This window comes from Pseudomonas sp. LBUM1653 (assembly GCF_059716115.1).
The window spans coordinates 5386848-5410094 of sequence record NZ_CP166803.1; the positions used below are offsets into that span (position 1 = coordinate 5386848).

The following is a 23247-nucleotide window of genomic DNA, read 5'->3' on the forward strand; positions in this document are numbered from 1 at the left end:
CTTGTTTTTTTCTTATGCTTGGCACCAAGCAGCTAAGCGCCGATATGAACTTGAATATACTTACCTTCAACCTGAAACGGATCATAAACTCATCGGCGCAACTAGCTCAATGAAAGTGTTAACGGCGTAAAAACCGGACTATTGGCCCATCCAGGGACTTCAAGAGTGGGCGTCCGGCCAACACACCTTCCTGATCCCACACCTCACGGTGTTTCTCCCTGACGATCACACTACTCTTCGTCCCACAGGGTGAGTTACCTCGAAGCCAAAAGAGCGATCCTAACCCGTTCGATGGCCATCCCAAGGTCCTCCGCGCCGCTGGCGGACGCGATAAACGCATGCAAACCCACATACTCTCTATGTACTGCAACCCGTGATAAGCGAGTGGTAAACGTTTGTCGAAGGGCTAGTTTCTCTGGGAGATCGAATCCTCCGCGGACGCAGCTGCTTAACGTGGCGAGCCCTAGGCCGGTAAGCGCCAGCTCTTGTTCAGTGCCTTTTTTGATCGTGCGCACCACCAATAATGGCAGGCTGAAGGCGAATGCAAGTTCAGGAACGAGTCGCAATACAAAGTTTCGCGCCAAGTCGCATTTTCCGAGTTTGGTGGTTTTTGTACCAAACGCGAGTTCGATCTCTACGAGCGTGGAGCCAGCCATCCAACGCTTCAGTGGATCCGTCACGTAACTGAGGATATAAAGCCCACGTTCGGTGTCAGTGCTAAGAGCTTTGTATGGTTTACCGAGCGCGGCATCCAGAGTTGATGGGCGAATGAGGTAGGGAACGAATTGCGGCACGGCCTTCAGCCACTCTAAGTACCAGTCTCGCCATTGCTCCATGGACGCGGTATTGGGAAGCTGTAACTCGCTTACGGCATTGCCAAGGTGCGCGATGAAATCGGTCGAACCCCCTGTGACAGCGGCAAGCCGGTCAACCCAGGTCGAGTTGGTAGGAGACTCGTTGGCCTTTCGCGCGGCGAGCGCGGCGCGTACACGATGCTCGATCCATACGAGATCGTTTTCTCTTCTCTTCCGGAATACAGCAAAAGACTTCTGAAGGAGAGTTCTAGCTGCAGTGTCATTGTCTCCGTCCTCTCCGAACGGTAATCGGCTGAGGAGATATTTAAGCGAAGGTGACTGGCCCTCACCCGGGAGTGCCAGTTGATCAAGAAGGGCCATCATAGGGTCGTCAATTGCAACGCACTGATCGCTCTGCGCGAAAATGGTTTGCAGGTCTGCCCAGTGCTTACTTATCTCATTTTTACCGTCACGAAAGTGAACCACTTTGCTCGGAACGACCAGCACAAAACCGTAGGATGACTCGCCGGCGCGACCGGCCCTGCCTGCTGCGTTTAAGAGCTCATGCGCTTCAAGTCGTTGAACCTTATTCGCGTCCCGATCGAAGCGGCTATCGCCGCCAATGATGACAATCTCGCTTGGAAGATTCATCCCTTGGGCGAGAGTCGACGTCGCCACCATGACGTTAACACCATCTGGGCGCCGAAACAGAGACTCGTGAAGCTGGCGTTCGGCAGGAAGAAGGAGGCTGTGATGGCAGACACTCGCGGAGTTAACACAGCCGACTCCTTCTGTCGAAACGTATGAGTGCAATACATTTCCGAGCTCTTCAATTACCTCAGTAAGTAATACGCTTTCCGCGGCGGTCAGCTCTATTAGCGTGGTGGTCGCGCCACTGTTGACCTCCTTCACCGCCGCATTTGCTAAGGGAATCGTCTGCACGAAAACCAGCGTCTTTAGGTTCTGTCTCGCGGTTGCCACGGCAAATGCGCTTGCCAGCTTGTTGCCGTTGGGCGTCAGATACCAGGTTCTACCATTCGGCGTTTTTCCGGTTCCCAATACGAGCGGATCCTCTAGCAAGGGGAGTAGCGTGTAATGAGCCCTGGATGTCGAGAGCCAGGTCTGCTGTAGCGAAAAGAGACCCAAAGGCTGCGCGATCAGTGTACGGGCTATCGCCGCTGGCACCCCCTTTGTAGTCGCAACGGCACGGGCCTGAGCAAGCTTACTTGTCAGTGTGTCGATGTGGTCGGCCTCATAGACCACGCATCCACGAACCTGGCGAGTTGGCTTCCACGTCAGGTCAAGCGCCAAGCAAGGTCTCCCTGTCATTGAAGCGATCCAATCCGCGATCTCGCTCGTGTTCTTCATCATTGCGGACAGCAAAAGCAGATCAGCTTTAGGTGCAATGATCACAAAGTTCAGAACACAGAGCATGGCATCCACAGCTCGATGACTCGTTTCGATATCTCCAGCATGCAGTAAATGACACTCATCGAACACCATCAAACCAACGTCCGAAAATATCTCAGGTTCTTGCCCAAGAAGCGCAAGGCATCTTTCGGTCGTCATTACCGAGACCGATGGCAGATCCCCGAGGAAGTCATCAAAAGTAAAGGCATCGCTTCTTTCTTGCTGAACCGTCGCTTCTGAGAATGTCGTCTTCAGCGCACTAGAGGTCTGTTCGACCAAAGCCAAGGTGGGGGCCAGAAAAATGACTTTCTTTCCTTGCAACAGCATTGCCGCGATCTTTAACTCCGAGAGCGTCGATTTCCCTGCACCAGTTGGAAAACTCACCGCTGAGGATGTCCCTGTCTCGAGGTAGCCTGAGTCGATGGCCGTCCGGTGATTTCGCCATAAATAGGGTCGACGCTTGGCGATTTTCCGCATCATGGAAAACCACCGCGCATTATCAATTCCTCTTGGAGGTTTGATGTTTACAATTGCCGATGGAGTCAAGTTTTCCGCTACTGACATCAGTAGAGACGAGAGGTGATGTGGGCCGGGGAATGCGCTGAACGCAGCGGTTAACTGTCCGCCCGCCTCTAACCGCTCGACGCACAGATCCTTGATGCTTTTAAATACGGCGACGGACCCCGTAACCGCATCATCAGCTCGTTCGACACCAAGTAGTTCACGAGCAAGCTGGCGTATGCCGCGAAGAAGTAAATAGAGAAGTCCTGCGACGCCCCGGTCACCTAAGTCCCCAGACTGAAGTATATCGACGCTTGGTAAATTAATGTCGGATACGTGCGTCAACTGACCTTTTGAAAGGCTGATAATTGATTGTAGGAGACAGCCTTCTATTAGATTGTCCGTCGGCACTACAATTTCTTTCGCCATTTCAGCTGAGTCAGCTGTTGCTTCAGCAATCATGAAGAGCAAGGTGGCGGAAATCTCCGGAGCGACAGAGTCGAGCGTTACTCGGGTTTGCGGCTTTTCCGATCGCCCAAGTCGTGCGGCCATTAGCGACGCGTGATGAGCTGCGCCGGCAACAAACGCAGCAGATGCTCGATTCTCTCTATTCGGAAGCGCAGAAACGAAGGCTTCATTTACGAATGCGATTCTACGCATCTGCGTGATAATCGCTTCGATGTCTTCAGGGCGCTGCGCATTGGCCGAGAGTTCCCGTAAGCGTACGCGGGCGGTCACGACGGACGCATAGGCATCTGTCAGTTGCTCGGGCAAGGCGGATAAGTCCAGTCCTTCAAGTTCAGGAGCACCCGAAATCAGGGAAACCGTATCGGAGTCAAACATGTGCAGCTCTCAATGCGGCGATGTGAGCCAAACCCTTACTGGCGATGCGGTCCATCCACGCTCGCAGGTCATCGACATAGAAAGTCTCGCCACGACGGCGCTTGACGTCGCCAGGAATTTTTTTGTCGTAGTCCTTAAAAAGACGACCACGCCCTGCGTCTGTGGCGTGACTGTCACCCACAGTGATACTGACTCTGAAATGGCGTGCGTCTTTCCATATCACCCGACGCACCACGTCATCCACGTCAATCCCTTGCCGCTTCTCCAGTAGCCCAATAACCTCTGCAACCAACACGTTGGCGTCACCTCCTCTTTCATACTCCTCAAACTCCGGCCAAACCTCATCGTGAATCGTCTTACGGGGGTTATCGGTTGCCTTGTCTTCGAATATGACCACTGCACTGATGGCACCTGCTGGGTCGAAGTCAAGTTGAACTCCATCGAAACCCTTCTGCGCGAAGATCATTTGCGGCGTATTTATCAGCGAGTCTGTTCCCGCCTTAAGCGCAGACAACCAAGACATGACCTGAAACATCCATCCGTCCCGGTGCCAGGGGTCTGCTCCCACGGGAACGGTGAGCATTTGCTCCGCCGCAGACCATGCTTCATCCATCGACGTAGGAAGAGCGGCCGCACCGATATTCAGTAGAATCTTGCTCACATGGCGCGCTTGGCCGAGTGCCACGTGGGCGATGAGCTCAGCCAGGCGATTTTCGTCCGATACCTTCCACGTATAGCCATGTACGAGAGATTTGTACACGATCGGCGTCAGTTGAACCGGCATAAAAAATATCCATTAGCAGAGCTAAAAAGTCGCGGCCCATTCAGTGCGCGCGCCGGGGAAGACGAATATCGTTGCCATAAATTCAGGGCCGCCAATTGTCTCAAAGCATACCGGAAGACCTTGCCCAGTAACGTCCTTCCCGAAACATTTACAGCACCCATTGACTGACCACTTCCACCACAGCAGACAATCCCCTACCCGATTTGCTATGGCAAAGACGACAAACCGGTTGGAGCTCACTAAAAATAAAAGCACGGAGCCTCCCGTCCCTTTAGTTATTATTTTTCAAGAGAGTCGAAATAACAGACCTAGTCACTCACTCACCGTCTGCGACCAGCCCCCTAAACATCAAGATCACCAGCACTCAGAAGGTCATTAAAAAACGCAGCACCCGATTCCGACAGCACTAAACTTCCTTTCCCATTCCTGTAAGCGATCGAGCGTAACTCCAGCTTCCTGACATGCTCCAGCAACGTGCCTGTCTTCATGCCACAGGCCATTAGCACCTCAATCTTATCTTGGGCTTTTCCAATCTCCTCAATATGTAGGTTCGACAAGCCCGCGGAGTCCTTGAGAAGCACGTCCATGGTGAAACCCAGCTCCATTACTCCACGAAACAGCACGAGCAGTACGCCCTGGATGGTCCGAACCAATTCCTCTCTGACGTCATTGCTGTCAGTGGTGCGGACAAAGGCAAAACCATCGCGCATCACCAACTCGTAGCCGATTAAGTCATAGAGGCTCTGGTAATGATCGTGGTTATTCATGACCTCTTCGAAGAACGGATTGGACTTCAGCTCACCGTCAACGGGAACGTTGCGGTTGACCATCTTGCCGTTCATGAACTGTCCATAGATATCAACCGACATCTTTCGGTTGATCACCTTGGTCTGAACGACCCGTCCCATGTTTTCTTGCTCAATCATGTTCGGTCTCCACTTGCAGCTTGTAATAGCGCAGGGTTTCGCGTTCGGTAGTGAGTTCGCAACGCTCAAACCGTGGGATCAACACCAGCCCTTCTCGCTTGCGCAGCCAACCGATTGACATGAGCAGGTCAGTCAACTCATATCCATTCAGTCGGCCTTTCAGGTGTTCGTGCATAGCAATGTAGGCATCGCAAGTCGACCTGGCCTCCCAGCCATCAACGAGCTTGCCAATCGCCAATAGTCGAGCATCACGCTGGCGCCTAAGTGAGCCTATTTCGTTGGTCTGTCCTATGACCTGATGAATATCCCCGGTGCTGATCTTGATATTGGGCAGCGTAGTACGGAGATGCTCGGTCAGCATCAGGCGGTGGTTTTCATCTGGCCATTCAATCTTTCCGTCGAATCTCCGCACACTGAGCCCAGAAAAGGTATTCCAGCGGAAAAATACAGGGTGATTGCTGGGCAAGACGTTGTCTTTTAGGCTGCCATCGTGAAGGGCTTTAACCTCCCCGTAGAGCTGGTTCCAGGCTTGCTCGATCCTGTCATAGGCCTTGCGGTGCATCTCACTCTGCTGCACATAGCGCATGAGCGATTTGCTGATTATCGAAATATCATGACGGTAGGAGCGGATAGACTCGACGGAGTAGTAAACCGCACTGGCAAGCCGCTCATGCCCATACTGGCCAAGATAGTCGCCTATATTGGTCAGCGCGGTTAGGGCAGGCCTACTGCCCTTCAAGTCGGTGTGCTCACCAAGGAACTGCAAGGACGGTAGGATGTTGCGTAAGTAGATGTTGTGGATCTCCCCGAGGGCTTCCTTCGCCTTAGACACGTCATCAATATCGTCGTCGCGCATCTTATCGACGATCTCGCCGAGATGCGTAAGTCGACCTTGAAGCGCATCAACACACTCCTTCATCTTTGAGACTCCTGCGCGAATTTCCTTGCGCAGAACACTGACCTGCTCCTTAAAGCCAATATCCTCACTACTCATCGATGGCAGATTTTGGAACACCTCATACAAACGGTTGAATGAGGCGCGAATCAGTTCGTAGTCCGCACTATTCAAGTGGCGCAGGCGGGCGCCATCGAAGTGGCGGAACATCTCGATCACGAATGGCGCAAAAACCATCGTGCCGCGTGCCTTGTCTATCTGAATGACCAGGCCTGACCGCTGAAGATTCTCGACCGAAAGTGCACTTTCTAGCTTGCGCCGCTCGGCCGGCATCTCGCGTACCTTAGCGCTAGGCATAGGTGCGACCTTATCCAGCAGTCCACACAACTTCTTTTCGTACATGACAGTACGGACTTCGTCACCCTCACCGACCTTGTCCATGTGGTCGATTAGATCCAGGAAGATCGACTTGTTCTCGATCATTTTAATGAGGGCAATATCAGTTTTGACGAACATCAATCCCCCTGCACTTCTTCATCCATGGTCACTGCTGCTTTGACTTTCCCCTGTTCGATATGAGCTCCACGGTCCAGTGCAATCAATGATTCGCTGAGGCCGGTGTATAGAATCGTACGATTGGGGTGATACGCCTGCTCCGTTGCGTTGAAGTAGTCGAGGTTCATGTAGTTACCCAAGACCTTGCTGATCCCAGAGGTGAGGCTAGGCGTTGCCCCAAACACGTAGAACCCATCGGCATCGGCAATGTCACAGGCCGAACGCAGGTTTTTGTCGTCGAGAGTAGACAGTTCATCGATAAACAATGGCAGGCTGACCTTAGTATCCGCTTGCAGCAATTCTTTGAGTAAAAAGGCCAGCAGCCGGCAGTTGATCATCACTGAGGTGCCCGTCGATTGAGCCTCGACGGTGAACTCCTGACTCCCTTTCAGACGAACTCGGTAGTCGACCGAGACAATCAGGCGGGACATATTCAGACTGGCTCCGCGTCGCTGATCGGCTTCGAAAAACTGTGTACAGAAACTCCCAAGACGGTCGTACATTAGTTGCGAAGGCAGATCGCTCCCAGTCATGTTTGCCGAGTCCACTGCGGTCAACAGTTCATCGAACTGCGGGTGCAGCTTGCAGTCGATGGCCACCGCATTGAGGTTCGACACTTGGATTGTAGACAAATGGCCTTCTATTTCTTTGATGAAACCATTGATCAGAGTGCGGGCATGCCTGATCGATTGCATTTGAATACTGGTATCGTCGTTATGCTCGATTACCTGTTGGCGGTGGTTGATCTCCTCCATATCTAGGCGGCCGTAGAGCAACATGTATTTCTCATGGAGGCTGGCGAGCGTTTCAAGGCTGAGCGTGCTTCGATGGGAAAAGTCGGCATCCTCATCCAGCGCCACAGCATCTAGCAGATTCGATACCAGTTCCTTGGCCTCGTTGAATCTCTTAGCGATCTCCTGGGTCCGCCTTTCGATGTTATCCATTAGTTTCTGCGTGACCACAACCTCACTTCGCTCACCTTGTCGGTAACCGCCCTTAAGGAATTCCAGGCGGGCATGGAGCGTCTCACTGACTCTACCACCCCAGGTGGTTAGGGAGAGCTCATGCCGCTTAGCCTCATCCAGCGCAGCTTTGGCCATATCGAGGCGGCCGACTGCATCCGAAAGTTCATTGTTGATCTCAAGGCACTGCGCCTCAAGAATGCCTAATAGTGCAGTGACCTCCTCGAGTTCCTGCCTGAGCCGAGCAAATTCGTCTTCAATGTGTTCACAACGCTTCAGCAGAGCAACGTTTCGTTCGCTCGATTCGAGCTGGCGCTGCTTACCGGCAATTGCGTTTTCAATCTGTTCCACGCTCATAGTGGTCTTTTTCGATAGCTCACCTTGACGTCTCTTTTGATGCCTCAGTCGCTCCTTAATGCGCACCAACTCGTCTTTGCGGTCCTGAAGCAGCTTGCCGGCATCGTACTGGCTGGCTATAACAGGCGTCTCCTTGCCCAAGAACGTCAGCGTCCCGTTGAGTTCATCAAAGAGCGCAGTGAAGCGGTTGATTGTCTCACTGTCGACCGCACGAATCTGCGGGCATTCGCCAGTAAAGGCCTGCTTATTCAGTGAATAGAGGATGTTCGCGGAGGATCCCGGGATAAGGTCCAGCAACGTCGGCCTGATGCCAGCAATGAGCCCCTCAAGGTGCTCAACTTTCGTATTGTCGTTGTTAATTGCGCGCGTCAGTTGCTCAAATTCTCGGCGGAACTGTTCATTGTCCTTGAGTGCTTCGATGTCGGCCTTCTCCTCACCGATCACTTCTTGTAGGATCTCCAAAATCTCCTCGACTGACTTGGAGCCATAGCCCTGCATGGCAGACGAAAGATCAAAGGAGTCCTTTTTTGACTTCTCGTAGTTCTTCTTGAGCTGACGCATCTCACCCGTGAGCTCGTTGCTCTTACGGTTACTGGCGCTCGCACTCTCCCGCAAGCTTGAAGTCTCGCGACTGAGGATGTCGTGCGTTGTATAGCGTGCCTGGCGCACCTCCAAGTGGGCCGCACGCTGATCGTTGATGTTTTGCTCTACATCGCAGAGAAGGTTCATCAGGTCCGAGCTTTGGACCTGTAAATTAGTGAAGTGCTGATCGAAGTGGTCCCAGCTTGGTTTGCCGTTACGAATTTTCTGAAGCCGATCCTTTACTCCGCGTAGGCTTGCATAGCGGGCCAAAATCTCAGTGAAGTTGACGTTCAGCTCTGCCTCGGTACGATCCTTGCGCCCTTCAATAATCGTGGCAATGGTATCCGGCAGAGTGCGCCGGTCTTTGGCCCCAATGTCGAAGGCCAGATGAATCAAGCGTTTCCAGGCTTCAATTTCACGGTTATCTTTTCCACCATTCCTCAGTGGCAGCAGGCAGTAGCGACCTAAATCCGGACGGGTTGGCTGGTGCCTGTAGATGCGCTCCTTAATAGTCGCCACATCCTTGAACACCACACCACCGAGCCTCTTCAGCTCCTCTGCGACCTTACTGATCGACAGCCCCTTAATCGGAGCTCCCATACCGTCATTGACCGGTGAGCCGTGATCCCAGAACAGATGCTCGATCTCTGAATACGGTACCGGTACCCCAGTGCGTTCGTAACTGTATAGCTTGGTGCCCATATTCAGGACAATGCAAAACGGCCCGTGTGGGTTTTCCGCCTCAAGCACGATAAATGAGTTTTTCTCGGGAAAGTAGAAGCCGAAGGTAGACTCTTTTGAATAGTGGCCCTTGGAGCTTTTGAAGGCGAACTTGCGCTCACAATCATGAAAATTTTCCTCGGGCAGGAGAAACAGCTTCAACGAGTTAAGCAGCGAGGTCTTGCCCTTGTTGTTATCCCCAAGCAGGGCGGTGTGCTGATCAATCCGTACCTGGGTATTGCAATAGACACCGCTGTTCACCAGGACAACCTGTTTAATCTTGAATGCTTCGTAAAACATCGATTCCATGACCATGCGCTATTCCTTTCCAGCCTTCGCCAAGTAAGTTTCTTGTTCAAGCACTCTGCTGCTGTCGCGCATGAAACGGATCAACTGATCCGTTTCATGCGACAAGTGCTGGTACTTAATTATTTCTTGCCGTTGCTGGTCAGTCAGCAGGGACTTCGACCGCCCTATGCGCTCTCGCACATCAGGCGGGGCAAGGAACACCGGCGGGTTGTTCGGCAGTAGAGCTACTAACGTGGAGAACATCCGTAATCCGCCCATGTCCACGTCGAACAGGCAGTACAGCTGACTAAACTCGCTTAGGAGGCTGGCATTCAGTTTATTGGTCACTTGATTACCCGAACCGAACACCAGCTCGATCTCTCCGGAAACGCCAGATAGAAGATTGGCAATAAAGGGCAGTGTTTCCTCGAAGCGGAGGAAATTCTCCAGATTTTCGACAATGACCCCAACGGAGCCCAGCGGGCGCGGCAGCAACCATCGTCCATCTTCAGTGACGGCCACCACCGGATGTCGCTGTGCGGCCGAGCGGAACATCAGCAGAGACTCGGATACAGCGACCCTATGGCTGTTTCCATCTACTGCCGCACCGACACGGCCACCGACCTCGGATGGCTGGAATCGCACAATCAACTGATTGAACGCATCGCGATCCAGCACGGTCACGTTGTACTTAGCCTTGCCCAGCTTGGCCCCTGAGATGATGGCGCTGATCTCAGTTCGCAGCACGCCAGCGGACACCAACTTCGCGATAAGCGGGTCAAGATTTACGGGGTGGCCGTGCTGGATCTTGGTGAGGTAGTTATAAATGACAGAAGACAACTAAATTCCCTTGTATAAATGAGCACTCTCAAAGCCCTTCGATAACCACACTATCGTCGACTACCAAAATCGCGTCTTCATATTTTCCGCTGGCGCTTTCGACGACTGCCCACCGAAGAAAGCAGTCCTCCCCTAGGGCTCAGCAGCCAAACCACACACGCGAGACCTGCAGGGACCGCCTCATTACGCTGCCCCTCTTGAACACCTCAATCACGATATGTAGTCTTCTACGACTTATCTAGAGTGTTTACACATACAGGTAAAGTTTTCAAACAGATGGGGTGGCGATGAAACGCAAGCAATCGATTGAATCCGTACGCTGGGATCTAGCGCTGCGCTATCGCCTGATTGAAACAGTAGCCTGGTGGGAAGGCCGCCTAACGACGAATCATCTGATGCAAAGCTTTGGCATCAGTCGCCAGCAGGCGTCGAAAGACATCAACACCTACATCAGTGAGCACGCTCCGAAAAACCTGGAATATGACAAGTATTTGAAGGGGTATGTACCGAGCAAGCAGTTCAAACCACTGTTCATCGACAACAGTGCCAGCGCCTACCTGCACCTGCTGAACCAGAATCACGACCGGGCACCACACATCGAAGGCCTGGCTCTGGCCTATGCCCATACCGAGGTGCTGCAAGTACCTGATCGCTCGGTGCGCCCCGAAGTGCTACGCCCTATCCTTCGCGCCTGTCGAGACGGGCTTCGCCTCGAGTGTGAATACGTATCCTTAAGCACACCTGGTGTGGAAGCTCGCCTAATCGCCCCCCACACACTGATCTACACCGGCATGCGCTGGCATGTACGCGCTTACTGCGAGAAGAACCACGATTATCGGGATTTCGTTCTGAGCCGTTTTCGGGGAATCCCTGAGCTGATGGATAACCAGTCTGGAAATACCCGTGAGCAGGACAGCGACTGGAACAGCCAGGTACAGGTCATCATCGAGTCTGACTCACGCCTAAAAGCCGAGCAGGCAGCCATAATCGAAACCGACTTTGGTATGAGTGACGGCCAGCTTGTCATCGATACTCGTGGTGCTTTGGTGCAGTACGTGCTGCAACGCTACCAAATCGACCCGACCAAGGTGCATGCAAAAGCTACAGCGCAGCAGATCGTGGTAGCGAACCTGGATGAACTGCAACCTTGGCTCTATCGGTGACGGGCTAGCTGCCTACCAGTCCCATTCGCAGGCATCGAGCCCTCAATGGCTTTAGCCGCAGCTGCTGAGCGTCCTTGACCAGGTAACACATCGCATAGTGGACATGGGGACGGATCTCCTGATCGTTCTGAAAGATCATGCCGATACCCAGTTCGCGCTTGCCCTCTGCCTTTTCCTCTTCCTTCTTACCGTACTTTTCTTCCTTGTCGTGGTTGCAGCTGTGGAAGTAGCCCTGCCCCCAAGTAATGCGCTCCCACAACTCGCCGATCTGCTGGGCCTTGTATACGTCAGCCCATACCTCGTTACCGTTGAAGAAGAAAGCCGCATGGATGTGGTAGCCACGATCTTCCCCCTGCTCCACTGCGCAGATATAGCCAATGAGGTGGTCGAAAATCGGGTTACGCTCACGCTCAGCAATCAACCGGTCGAGATCATCGAATATTTGCTCGACTCGCAGCCTGACCTGAACCGTCTGGTAGTAATAAAGATTGACCCGAATGATCAGCGTCCGCGAGTAGCGAGCAAGCATCGCGTCTGAATAATCACGGACACGGCCCCCCTGCTGGCCGGCCAGATCGCGACGATCCCCCTTCTTACGGCGATACCATTGCTGACCCGTTAACCGACGGATCTGGTCGACGAGTACGTTCATGCTGCGGTGATGGTCTAGGTAGGCTGTAGCGCTCTCGTTCAAGCAGACGGGACGTTCTATGCCACGTTCCAGCCCGACGTCTTGGCAAGCGTCCCAGAACGCTTGCAGGTGCTCGCTGTATTGGTATTCGCAGCGATCATCGAACAGGTCAATCATTTGCCGAATGTGTTTGAAGTACCTGGACAGTCTGGTCCGCTCAATCCACTCATTACCTGAACGCGTGCCTGGCAGCCAGAATGCTGGGGTGTCGGATCGCTCGATGGACTTAACGAGCCGCTCGATCTGGATGGCGATATCGGACTGGGGCAGGCTGGTATAGGGAGTGCTATGGCTCATGGTTGAGTACCTGGTTGGTTGTTCACATACCAGATACCGACTGTGCAATTTATAACTGTTGACCTACTCCCTTGATAGCCAGCAATGACTGGACCATAGGTAAATTATTCATAGGTCGTTGATGAGTGCTTCATGGCGAGTAGATTGGGTAGTGAATGTCTACCTAGGAGCTATATAAATAGATGCAGCTCCGACTCAAGTGAACGCTCCCGACGAGGCCGGGCAATGTCGATCCTCATTGCCAAGCGTGCCGGGGGATTTGCCAATCCGTCTTCTGTCGGAGTTAGCTGAGAGCTGATGACCATCAGTCGGCATAAACACCATGACCAACAGCAAGCTGGTCATGGTGTTTATGCTTGATGGTAAGACTTACTCGCCATTGTTTTCTGGGTCACGCGAGCGCCGCCAGATCACGTTCCTCGATCCTGGCCAGGATCCAGTCGGTCACTTCGCTCTCTACCCAACCGACGCACCGATCGCCTAACGAGACCGGCTTCGGGAAGCTGCCATCCCCGATGTATTTGTAAATGGTTGACCGGGCCAGACCGGTCGAGTCGATAACTTCTTTCAGGCGAATGATCCTCATGAACGGGGCTCCTCTGTTCGTTCAGAGGATGGGCAGGGTCGGTATAAAAATAATTGCCACCTCCACACCGCATGAATCGACTCGTCACTTCCTGAAGCTTTGAAACCACTCAGATTCGCGCAGGCAAAAACTACGCGAAGCGATGGCTATTTAGCTACAGCCTCACTATACGAACACTCTCTCCCTCAGCTACTACAGTCAGCCGCCCGCCTGGAGATGTTAATAGGCCGTAGCAAAATCGATCCTCAAGAATAATTTCCTGCTCCGTTGAAAACACTGCTGGAAAAGGCATTCTCAAATCGACTACATGACACCCACTTTCCTTACTTACAGCGCGGGAAGCCGAAAGCACGGACACGAATGGAAAAATTGAGTGCCCTCCATTTGAAACGACGGGACTCGGAAGGATCTGGTGATCCATTAAATGGAAATCTAAACGAACGACTAACTGCATTGCAGCTTGTACCCTTCGAGCCTTGCGGAGAGCAGCCAAATAAAGTGAATTCACAAGTTGCTGCAACTCGCCCTCATTGGGAAATACGTCACCTTCACTTCCAGTCGTTGTTCGTGGCGGTTCAAAATCCTCCCGAATACGATCCATCAAGACAGTGTTGTACGCGTGTGGAAAACTACTGAGTGACGTCCAGCTCGTAGACAAGAAGCAGGATGCATATTCATCAACTCTGACTTGAAAAATGCGTGAAACTGCTAACTGATGCTTATCATGGAAAAATGCTAGGAACCTATCATTCGAATGTATTTCTTCCCTGAACCGTACGGCCGCCTCCCCCTCGATTTCTTCACCCGCCCATGGATAGCACGATACGATTGAAGTCACTAATTGTCGGGGGCCCGCCAAATCGGGATGATTTAAATTTAGGAAGTAAAAGCTCTTAGTTGGTCTGAAGAGAACGGTGCTAGTCGCGCCTGGCACGTGCGCCCTGATCAGCCCGCCTGTCAAAAGTGTCTTTATCCGATTGCTCAAACGCTCACTGGTTAATCCGGTCAGCTTTGATAAATCAGCATGCCCAAGCGTACGAACAACGCCAAGCCGATCAGCGCGGCATAGCAGCACAGCCATAATCAGGCGATTCACATTACTCAGACGGCCAACCTGCCTAGTCTTCCTGACAGCTCTCCCCCGCACCCGAGCCCTTTCCAGCTGGACATCCTCACAATCCACTTCTGTTGGATAGTCCACAGGAGGCCTTTCTGTAGTCACCCGCGGTTGTTGCAATAGCTCGGCGATAGCCTCCAAGTGACAACTTGGGGACTCCGCGACACTGAGACAGCTGCCAGAGTCGCCCTTGATCCACTCTTTTGACGCCCGATAGAACCGTCCCGCGCGACCTTTGTTGCCTGTCAACTCAGAACGGCAAATGAGCGCCCCTACAGCGACTAGTGCCTTCAAAGACGCAGACATCACTGGCTCCGATACGCCAAAACTTTGCGCCATTTCTTTTGTAGAAAGCCCCTCGGACTCACGATATCCAAAGGACAAAACGAAGCATGCCAAGCAGTACCTAGACTCTGGCCCAAGTTCGTCACAGCGGGTGGTAAGCGCATCTAAAAGCATAAGTCTTCCGTGATAACCTCGTGATTGACTCTATATTACATTAGAAAATACACCCTGTATTTTTATTAAATATTATTCGTACCCCTATGAATAATTAGCCGTGATAAAGTGACCAAAAAATAGAGTTGAGTCACTTGATGAGCAATCAATCCCACCACCTGGCCTGGATCAACGAAAATGAAACCGGCCTAGCCGCTTGGATTCGCAGATACCTGACAAAGAGAGGGAAAAGCCTTCCGCGCAGCCTTCTTAAGCCCAATGAACTGGGTGGAATCAAAAGAGAGATTGAGAGGTGGCCGACTACCGGCCCAGAGGGCGACACGACATGGAAGCTATTGCGGCAAATGAACGAGGCCTGGACTCAGCAAAAGATCAGAGATAAGCGAAAGAAGAACAAGCAAAAGGCCTGTAGCTTCGTTCTATCCTCTGCAGCACAGAAAAATCTTCAGCAACTGACCAACGCGCATGGGCATGGCACTGCCGCTGATTGCCTTGAATGGCTACTGCAGAACAGCGGTGCTCAGTTCAAGGCCGCTGACAAGGAAAGGAAAGAGACAAAGGAACGACACAACGAAGAGTTGCGGGGAAAACAGAGCCATATCGACGCTCTAGGCCATCTTTTAGGCCATACGCTATGGGAACTTGCTATATCAACCACTGAATTGATTGAAGCCAAAAAGACGTGTCAGAAACTCTGCGGCGCTCAAGAAGGTGAAATTGAAAAAGCATACGGAGTTGCGCGTAAAAATGCGATTGGACGGATCTCAGGACTAACGCACCTATCACCAAAACATATTGCCGGACTCATTCAACGGCCAAGTAGTGAAAAAATTACAACCAGCGAGCCAAATACTCTGCCAGCCAAACTAGGGCAGCCTTCTACTTCAAACATCGAACCTCCCAACTCGCTAGAGCAAGAACACCTGAAAGCAGAGAATTACAAGGTCGGGGGAATTAGCACTGCGCGCCCAGAAGAGCCTTTAAAACTCGTAGGTCCCACTGAACAGTTCCCAAATATCACGAATCCAGATGATGCTGTGGAACTTCCTGGAGAACCAGAGCATTTTGAGCAATCACACACGCAACTAGAATTTTCTATAGAGGGGGTGAAACTACCAAAACGCGGAAAACTCTCTACCGATACGCAAAAGTCACTTTCAAAGCTTTTTCTTCCACCAAAGCAGCAGGGTTTAGTTCCATTAGAGCCGGACGATGCCAGCGATTGATTCAGGTCGCTGGCTCCCATCTCAACCATGCACAGAACTAGAGGCCTCAAAGCTGTCTTTCTGCGCTGATCGAGCAAGCAGATGAAAGTCGCCGCACCATGCATAACGATGTTCGACAACAGGCAGCCAAGGAAAAAGACAGAACATCAGAGCGAACGACTGAATTCAGCCCGTTAAAGTTCAACTGAACATCACCACGAAGCACTGCTTGAACGGATGAGCAACTGGGAGCTGTCCTTGGCGCAAGCTCAGCCATAGCTCTATAGGGCCGACACAGACACGGAGATGGAGACGCTGGTCCGGGACAAGATGGTCCAATCGAGGAAAGAGACTCAGAAAGCCATTTTCAGGCAGGATATTACGATACCGAAAGCGGCGTGGTTGCCAAGTCGGCGCCTGGAGCAATACTGACGATCTCAACATGATGATGGACGACCACTATCAACATGAATAGAAAACCTACCAGAATGATTTAACAGGCCACCCTGAGTACCTGTCGCACACCCTGATGAGTTAGAACCTATTCAGGGTTACAAGCACACAGAAAATCATCCACAGTGCCGAAACCGATCTGCCAATACTCGATGAAAATGAGGGGGCAGGCACTTCAGACTAACAATGCGGACCAACATCGTTTCAACCCGAAACCCACCCAAGTGAGCGCGGAGAAAAATCTACAGCCTAGGTGGCCTGAATTTGGCAATCTGGCCGTCGATCATCCCCATGAAACTCGTAGGAAACACTGAAAATCCAGGTGGGGGAACAAATGGGGGAACAGAATACGACGGATACAAAAAAGCCCCGTAAAACGGGGCCTTTAGGTTACAATTTGGCGGTGAAGGAGAGATTCGAATTTATCACTTCCAAGCCTCACAACTCCCTATATATCTGGGCTTAAAGTGTGATGAGTAGTACAATTGAGTAGTACAATACGCGACTTCCATACTCGTCAACGGCGTTCGAATGACAGACAACCTGATCCAGAAGAAAGGTGAATCCACATGGTATGTCCGGTTAGCTGTCCCGGCTGACGTACAGCGTAAGCTCGGAGTCAAGGTGTTGACCCTATCCCTGAAAACGGGACTACGGAAAGAAGCCCTTGATCGTCGCTTGCCAATCCTAGCGGCATGGAAATCTCGAATCAAAGCAGCGCGAGAAGGTATACCGTTACCTGAAGGCTGGCAGGACGACGCTATTTCGCTTCACACCGATCTTGGGCAAATGTTCGAAAATGAGAAGTTATCGCTAGTAGGTGTAGCTGCGGCACGTCCACCGACAGTTGACCCAACGATTGAAGCTCGGATGAGAAGCAACCCACGATTTGTTGCTGCCTTCGAGGCGTTCGTAAAAGAGCATCTCAAAGACGGGCTGGCTGGTAAGGTTCGTCTGATGGATGAATTGGCTAAAGATTTCCAATCCATGATTCCAACACTGTTGACCACTCGCTTCAACCTGCCTGATGGTCAGCAAAAAGAAGTGAGTGCGGTTCTCTCAGACCCTGCTAATCATAAGGCTAGGTCACCTATCACCACCGTTCGCTTGAAGACCTATCGCGAGTTTAGGGATAGTCGCGGCGGCGACCCCAAACATGTCGATCAGCAAGTGGGCAAGATGGAGCGACTGTCAGCCTTTCTCAAGAAAGAAGGATTGGTTTTGAACTTTGACACCGTAGACGTATGGCTCAAGTCGCTGGACCGGGCACCAGCGACGCTAGGTCAGTACCTAATGGCGGGTACATCTTTCTGGAAGTGGGCGATGAAGTACGACCCTGAATGGCGTAGAGAATACAAAGACAAGGTCAATCCGTTCGTAGGGCACGAACTTCCACAGGGTGGCGGTTCCGAAACAGCAGGGCTGGACCGGGAAATCTACACTCGGGACGAGACTCTCAAGCTGCACAAAGCCGCACTGGATAATGGAGATAGGCCGCTTGCAGATCTCATTGCACTAGGCTGGTACACAGGGGCCAGGATTGAAGAACTATGTCAGCTCAACAAAGTGAGCGTGATCACTGTTGATGGTATCCGGTGTTTCGACTTCCCTAAGAGCAAAAGCCCGGCAAGCAAGCGCGTGATGCCGATTCATCCGAGTTTCTTGCCTACCGTTGAACGCCTACTTCAAGACAGCACCGATACGTTCCTCATTCCTACGGAATCGGCCAATCACTATGGTAACCGCTCACATGCGATATCCAAGGCTTTTGGCAGACTACGCACAGCAGCAGGGTTTAGTAAACTGCACGTCTTCCACAGCTTCCGTCACACAGTAGTGACCGGGCTGATCAGGGCAGACGTGCCAGATGCCTTGGCAAAAGAGTTGGTTGGACACGCAACTGGGTCGGTGACACACGACATTTACTCGAAAGGCGCGAGTACCGCTCAAAAGCTGGCCGCGATTTCCAAATTACCTACCTTATTCTGATTAAGATGGAGATCGCTATTAGCAATCGAGTGCCACTGCGACGCTAGTCTTTTTTAGGCAACTCCTGCCTTTCAAGCCCCTCAGAGGCGCTCCTATGTATTATCCTTTCAGCATAAGAGAAAAAAACTCTCAAGGTGGTTTTTGCCGACCATATGGCACAAAAACATTGAATGACATAGCATATTGACAAAGCATACAGCGAATAATAGCCAGTCTGCACCTTTAAATCCATAACACCCGACAACCCATAGACGTAAGAAATCGCAAGCAAAACTATTAAAACGATCAGACTAAGAACCGCTGTTGTTGATATATCTTTGAACGCTACCACTTCATCGTTCGAAACAATATCCTTTACATTGCTTTTGGTTAAAGACTTCAATGCTCGCGGAAACACCAACGCAATCCACGCACCACTGATACCAAAAAGAATCATTGCAATGTTTATTAGTGAGTTTGTCAGATTTACAATATCTATGTCTTTCTTTTCAAACGCAGCAAAAATCTCTGGCTTATAAACATAAATAAAAACACACAAAACCACGGCCATTACAACATGTATAACTACCGCTATGATTGTGCTTCTATTAAGCATTGTATGCCTCTGCCTCATTTTCCATGCTTTGATCTTCGTCAGCAATGTCAACTGTATCATCAGACACCGCGTTATGTGTAGCAGATCCAAGTGGATTGTGTGAAACATCAATAAAATCTTGTATCTTATTGTTTTTATTGAAAAAAGACACCAAATCACTTGCCTTATATGGCCATTCTTTGCCATTCAAATCAAAGGCAGATGCTTTTCTGGCTTGAGTACCGTTGAGATAATAAATATTCTGCGACATATCCGTTGCAGTTTTCTTCGTAACCTTGAACCCAACTGTATCTTGCTTACCATTTACTTTTACGCACTCAATGTACTCGTCAATCTCAGACAAACTTTTAAAGTTAACCGGAACACTTATGCTAACCGTGCTCGACTTGGTTACTTCGCCTGCTGTTTTTCTAACCCAGGGACGTAACGCATTAAAAACCGCCCCCAAGTCTCTTGTAACAGTTTCAGTTGCCGTAATTTTATCCTTCATCATTACGCTTGAGATCGCGGAGAAATTCATTCTCAAATATTCTTCAATTGTTTTACTGGTAAATCGCTTTATAGCAAACGAGAAATAGCATGCTTTATCCTCCTCATTTGAAGGATCAGCCTTCAACACTGTTTCCTTATCTTTTTTGACACCATGCCCAGAATAATTATGAACAAAATCAGAAAGATAGTTCGTGAGCAAAGATGAGTCGCCAGAAGCACCTGGGAACTCCATGACAACTATAGAGTTAGTCGCTACGGAAATATAGAAATAGGCTGGCATCCCAATTATTCCAGAGGCATCGCCTTTGGCTTGCTTTAAATCACAGCCTATAACCCCATTTTTTGGCAGCGATAAAATTTTCCGATTCCCATAGCTCGTGATACCCAACCACAGTATTACTATGAAATCACCATTCGCCAATTTTTCAATATCATAGCAATATACTTCTTCCTTCCTAGCCGTGCTCATGCGACTATTTTTTGCCGTCCTACCTTTGATAAAGGATCTCAACAACTCTAAAAAATATGTTACATCTGTAATTTTTGGGGTGTGCGCATAATCAAACAGCCCTACTCGCTCAATCTCGAAAAGCTTTAATTTGCAGTCGCTCAATTTTTTTCTCAGCTATAATGGTAAAATGCCATATAACCATATTTTCTGTAAGTAGACTAGACCCTTTTTCAAGGCCCGAGTCGATTGAGGGATGATTATTTGTGCCCTTTGCTGATTGCGCTTCAGCGTATAAAAATAGAATGGATAGGCGTTCATAGGGAATGAACGTCGATTGATGCATAAAATGGCAGTCCGCATGGGATACTTCGTTCCATAGAATGGAACCAGCTAGATGTACCCACTAGCAGCTACCGGTACTAGTATGGAACCAGCTCAAATCCCCCCCCCCGAAAACGAGTGCCTAGCCCCCACGCTTGATTCTGTATACCGTCGCCACCCCCACTTCAGCGAGCTTGGCTAAATCTCCAGCCGACATCCCAGGATGCTTATTGATCAACGACTGCACCTTTGTCCATTTTTCGACATTTTTACCCTTGCCCTTAGGCATCCAAGCCGGATCCGCGAGACGCTTATTCGCCAAGCCTTGCTTGATTCGTTCGACGCGTTTTTCTTGGTCCAATCGTGACATAGTTGCCATGAGATCCAACAACATGCTGTTGATGACTTCCATTATTTGACCGGTCATCCCCTTGTCTTCGATCAGCATGTGACTTGTAGGTAAATCTGCAATCACAAGGCGTAAACCCTTTGCTTTGATCTTGGCTTTCAGTGTTTCCCAATCCGATTGGGACAGACGGCTTAAACGGTCAACGCTTTCACATACAATGCATTCACCGGGTTGTGCCGCATCTAGCAACCGCATCAACTCCGGGCGGTCTAGCTTTGTTCCGCTGACGTTTTCCGAATACACCCCAGCAATGACAAGACCTTTTTCGGTTACGAATGCATCCAAGCTAGCTTTAGCTCTTAAGGCGTCCTGATCTTTGGTGCTAGCTCGGAGGTACAGGTGTGCTTTCAATTTTTGTTATCCTTTATAGTTGAATTTGATAGATCTATGATAATTTGATCATATACCTATCTGCAATAGATTTTTGATAGCTCGAAACGAAGGGTCGTCGTACTACTAAAAAAGTAGACTTCTTTGATAGTGGCTACTGCCTCAACTTGAGAATACCGGCGGTAATTGCCGAGGCGTTTGTGTCGAGCGTATTCAGCGCCACGATGACGTTGCCATGTGTTTCAAGCGAACCATTTGAGCTAGCCCACAATGCAAGTTCTTCCACTGCTGCGGCTATCGCGTGCTGGTTGTGCAGCAGCAACGTCAGTACGTCAGCGGTTGCGATGTTGGCCTCTGTGTTGTCTGGCATATTGGTCATCCTTGGGTGGGGGTGAAATCGGTTATCGGAAGATCAGTTTGCTGTGCCATCAGTTTGCAGGCATCTTCCACTGTTGATACGTTCCACTCTGGTTCACGTCTTTTTTGATCGATTGCTTTTCGGAGAATGAAATGGATTTCACCGTCATTGACGTAGAGACAGCCAACCCTAACCTTGCGAGCATCTGTCAGGTTGGAATCGCGGTATTTCGAGACGGGAAACTTCACGATACGTGGACTTCCCTAGTCAACCCCAACGACTACTTTCACCCTATGAACGTATCCGTACATGGAATTGACGAAGCCATGATCTCGTCAGCACCATCTTGGCCCCAGATTTATAGCCAAATTTTGCCCTTCGTGACGGGTCAAATTGTGGCTAGTCATATGCCGTTTGATCGCACTGCAACCCTGCGAGCTTGTCAGAATGCGGGCTTAGCGCATTTCAATTGCTCTTGGCTCGATACAGCGAAGGTAGCCCGCAGAGCATGGGGCGAATTTTCGCGGTCGGGTTATGGACTGAAAAATCTTGCTGCCACCTTTGGGATCACTTTTGAGCACCACGATGCCCTGGAAGATGCACGGGCAGCAGGGGAAATATTGCTTCGCGCAATCGCTCATACTGGGTCAACGGCGGCGGAATGGTGTTCGCTCGTTAATTTGCCTCTATCAGCAGTGAATCCAACAGAACCACTCGTGGCCAATCAGGACGGTGTCTTGGCGGGTAACGTAGTAGTGTTTACCGGTGCGTTGTCGATCCCACGTCAAGATGCTTCTGCTATGGCAGCAGCGGGCGGTTGCGAGGTCGGTTCTGGTGTGACCAAACAAACCACTTTATTGGTGGTTGGCGATCAGGACATCACTCGATTGGCCGGAAAGAACAAGAGCTCGAAGCACATCAAAGCTGAAGAGTTGATCTCAAAAGGTCAAAAAATTCGCATTCTGGGTGAAAGCGACTTTCAGGCATTACTACTGCCAACATGACTGCTACGGTGCTTGGATGCCGCTTTTGAAATCTTTGATCAAATCGACAACGTCACATCCAAGCACCGCGCACAGGTCATAAATCTGGATGATGTCCAGTCGACGTACACCTCGCTCAACATCACTCATAAACGATTGTGGCCTTCCTAAAGCAGTTGAACACTGTACCTGTGTCAGCCCAGCATTGATTCGCCGTGCTTTCAGCAGGGCCAAAAAAACATCGTATTCCGGTCTGTAAATCGCCTTCGGCATGTGGCTGTCCAATAATTGAGCAGCCTTACAACCTATATCTGGTTTTCGTATATCTGAATTTCAGATATTCTGTCGGAGTGCATGACGACCAACCTAATGTTGGGCTGTGCAACGACCAAGGAAATGGATATGAAGCTTTACGCGGCAATGTTCCTCGCGACGTTATGTATGCCGCTGGCCAGTTTGGCCGGCATTTTTGCCATGGAGTTTGGATACGTCTGGAACATCCGCCAAGCGATTGGCATCGGCGCTCTTGCGGGCTCAGTGATTTTAATAGTGGCTATCATCACTTTCTTATCAAGCATTCCAATGACGTAGCGGTGTTTACGAAACCAGACCCGCGCCAGCAATGACTCCCATTGAGTTCAAGACATCATGCCGAAAATTGAAAAGGGATTTTTTGAATGAAGCTACCACTGATCGTTCTTCTATCGTCCATCACGTCTTTCGCGAATGCTGCCGAAATCGATTCCGGCGCATGGAGTCAATTCAATACCAGGATGCACGAGATGCTGGACACCACTGGTTGGCATTTCAATCAGGCTATGGACACCAAGCAAATCACCCAAGAATGGCAATCCAATCAAGCTAGAGCTCAGATTAAGTTCAGCAAACCGG

18 protein-coding genes are annotated in these 23247 nt (G+C 50.6%); 5 read left to right on the plus strand and 13 right to left on the minus strand.

What is annotated here, in order from left to right; translation table 11 throughout:
- Window positions 1–254: 254 nt before the first annotated feature.
- The 6 genes from ACA054_RS24190 to ACA054_RS24215 form a co-directional block, all read right to left on the minus strand.
- The gene (locus tag ACA054_RS24190; RefSeq protein WP_497686508.1) at window positions 255–3548 is read right to left on the minus strand and encodes a DEAD/DEAH box helicase; all 3294 of its coding nucleotides are present in this window, start codon (window positions 3546–3548) and stop codon (window positions 255–257) included.
- A complete protein-coding gene (locus ACA054_RS24195; RefSeq protein ID WP_497686509.1) occupies window positions 3541–4332 on the minus strand; it encodes a hypothetical protein in 792 nt (263 codons plus the stop codon). The genes ACA054_RS24190 and ACA054_RS24195 overlap by 8 nt, the downstream gene beginning before the upstream one ends.
- 341 nt (window positions 4333–4673) lie before the next feature.
- Window positions 4674–5258 carry a condensin complex protein MksE gene (locus tag ACA054_RS24200; protein WP_497686510.1) on the minus strand — a complete coding sequence of 195 codons (585 nt, stop codon included), beginning with the start codon at window positions 5256–5258 and terminating at the stop codon, window positions 4674–4676.
- Window positions 5251–6669 (minus strand): hypothetical protein, encoded by a 1419-nt coding sequence (locus ACA054_RS24205; RefSeq protein WP_497686511.1) that lies wholly within the window; start codon window positions 6667–6669, stop codon window positions 5251–5253. Before ACA054_RS24205 ends, ACA054_RS24200 begins: the two co-directional genes overlap by 8 nt.
- Window positions 6669–9644 (minus strand): AAA family ATPase, encoded by a 2976-nt coding sequence (locus ACA054_RS24210; RefSeq protein ID WP_497686512.1) that lies wholly within the window; start codon window positions 9642–9644, stop codon window positions 6669–6671. Before ACA054_RS24210 ends, ACA054_RS24205 begins: the two co-directional genes overlap by 1 nt.
- Before the next feature lie 3 nt (window positions 9645–9647).
- Window positions 9648–10457 carry a Wadjet anti-phage system protein JetD domain-containing protein gene (locus ACA054_RS24215; RefSeq protein WP_497686513.1) on the minus strand — a complete coding sequence of 270 codons (810 nt, stop codon included), beginning with the start codon at window positions 10455–10457 and terminating at the stop codon, window positions 9648–9650.
- Between the two features lie 287 nt (window positions 10458–10744).
- On the opposite strand from ACA054_RS24215, the gene ACA054_RS24220 reads away from it, so the two are divergent.
- Window positions 10745–11620, plus strand: a complete 876-nt coding sequence (locus ACA054_RS24220) for a helix-turn-helix transcriptional regulator (protein WP_497686514.1) — start codon at window positions 10745–10747, stop codon at window positions 11618–11620.
- 4 nt (window positions 11621–11624) lie between these two features.
- Here the strand turns inward: ACA054_RS24220 and ACA054_RS24225 are convergent, their stop codons facing one another.
- Both ACA054_RS24225 and ACA054_RS24230 read right to left on the minus strand, forming a co-directional pair.
- Window positions 11625–12608, minus strand: a complete 984-nt coding sequence (locus ACA054_RS24225; protein ID WP_497686515.1) for a YagK/YfjJ domain-containing protein — start codon at window positions 12606–12608, stop codon at window positions 11625–11627.
- A 391-nt stretch (window positions 12609–12999) separates the two neighbouring features.
- On the minus strand, window positions 13000–13194 hold the full coding sequence (locus ACA054_RS24230) for a helix-turn-helix transcriptional regulator (protein ID WP_497686516.1): 195 nt from the start codon (window positions 13192–13194) through the stop codon (window positions 13000–13002).
- A gap of 1713 nt (window positions 13195–14907) precedes the next feature.
- Here ACA054_RS24230 and ACA054_RS24235 point away from each other — a divergent pair.
- A complete protein-coding gene (locus tag ACA054_RS24235; RefSeq protein ID WP_497686517.1) occupies window positions 14908–15996 on the plus strand; it encodes a hypothetical protein in 1089 nt (362 codons plus the stop codon).
- Between the two features lie 963 nt (window positions 15997–16959).
- Window positions 16960–18417, plus strand: coding sequence for a tyrosine-type recombinase/integrase (locus ACA054_RS24240; protein WP_497686518.1), 1458 nt, complete (start codon window positions 16960–16962; stop codon window positions 18415–18417).
- Window positions 18418–18460: 43 nt separating this feature from the next.
- Here the strand turns inward: ACA054_RS24240 and ACA054_RS24245 are convergent, their stop codons facing one another.
- The 4 genes from ACA054_RS24245 to ACA054_RS24260 form a co-directional block, all read right to left on the minus strand.
- A complete protein-coding gene (locus ACA054_RS24245; RefSeq protein WP_497686519.1) occupies window positions 18461–19012 on the minus strand; it encodes a hypothetical protein in 552 nt (183 codons plus the stop codon).
- A complete protein-coding gene (locus ACA054_RS24250; protein WP_497686520.1) occupies window positions 19005–20117 on the minus strand; it encodes a hypothetical protein in 1113 nt (370 codons plus the stop codon). The genes ACA054_RS24245 and ACA054_RS24250 overlap by 8 nt, the downstream gene beginning before the upstream one ends.
- Before the next feature lie 301 nt (window positions 20118–20418).
- Window positions 20419–21036: a recombinase family protein gene (locus ACA054_RS24255; protein ID WP_497686521.1), complete on the minus strand. Its 618-nt coding sequence runs from the start codon at window positions 21034–21036 to the stop codon at window positions 20419–20421.
- Between the two features lie 133 nt (window positions 21037–21169).
- The gene (locus ACA054_RS24260) at window positions 21170–21385 is read right to left on the minus strand and encodes a hypothetical protein (RefSeq protein ID WP_497686522.1); all 216 of its coding nucleotides are present in this window, start codon (window positions 21383–21385) and stop codon (window positions 21170–21172) included.
- 140 nt (window positions 21386–21525) lie between these two features.
- On the opposite strand from ACA054_RS24260, the gene ACA054_RS24265 reads away from it, so the two are divergent.
- Window positions 21526–22377 carry an exonuclease domain-containing protein gene (locus tag ACA054_RS24265; protein ID WP_497686523.1) on the plus strand — a complete coding sequence of 284 codons (852 nt, stop codon included), beginning with the start codon at window positions 21526–21528 and terminating at the stop codon, window positions 22375–22377.
- Window positions 22378–22380: 3 nt separating this feature from the next.
- Here the strand turns inward: ACA054_RS24265 and ACA054_RS24270 are convergent, their stop codons facing one another.
- Entirely contained in the window at window positions 22381–22629 is a 249-nt protein-coding gene (locus ACA054_RS24270) for a helix-turn-helix domain-containing protein (RefSeq protein ID WP_497686524.1), read from the minus strand.
- Between the two features lie 129 nt (window positions 22630–22758).
- Between ACA054_RS24270 and ACA054_RS24275 the strand changes: the two genes are divergently transcribed.
- Complete coding sequence (locus tag ACA054_RS24275) at window positions 22759–22947, plus strand: hypothetical protein (protein WP_497686525.1); 189 nt, start codon at window positions 22759–22761, stop codon at window positions 22945–22947.
- The last annotated feature ends 300 nt before the right edge of the window (window positions 22948–23247 follow it).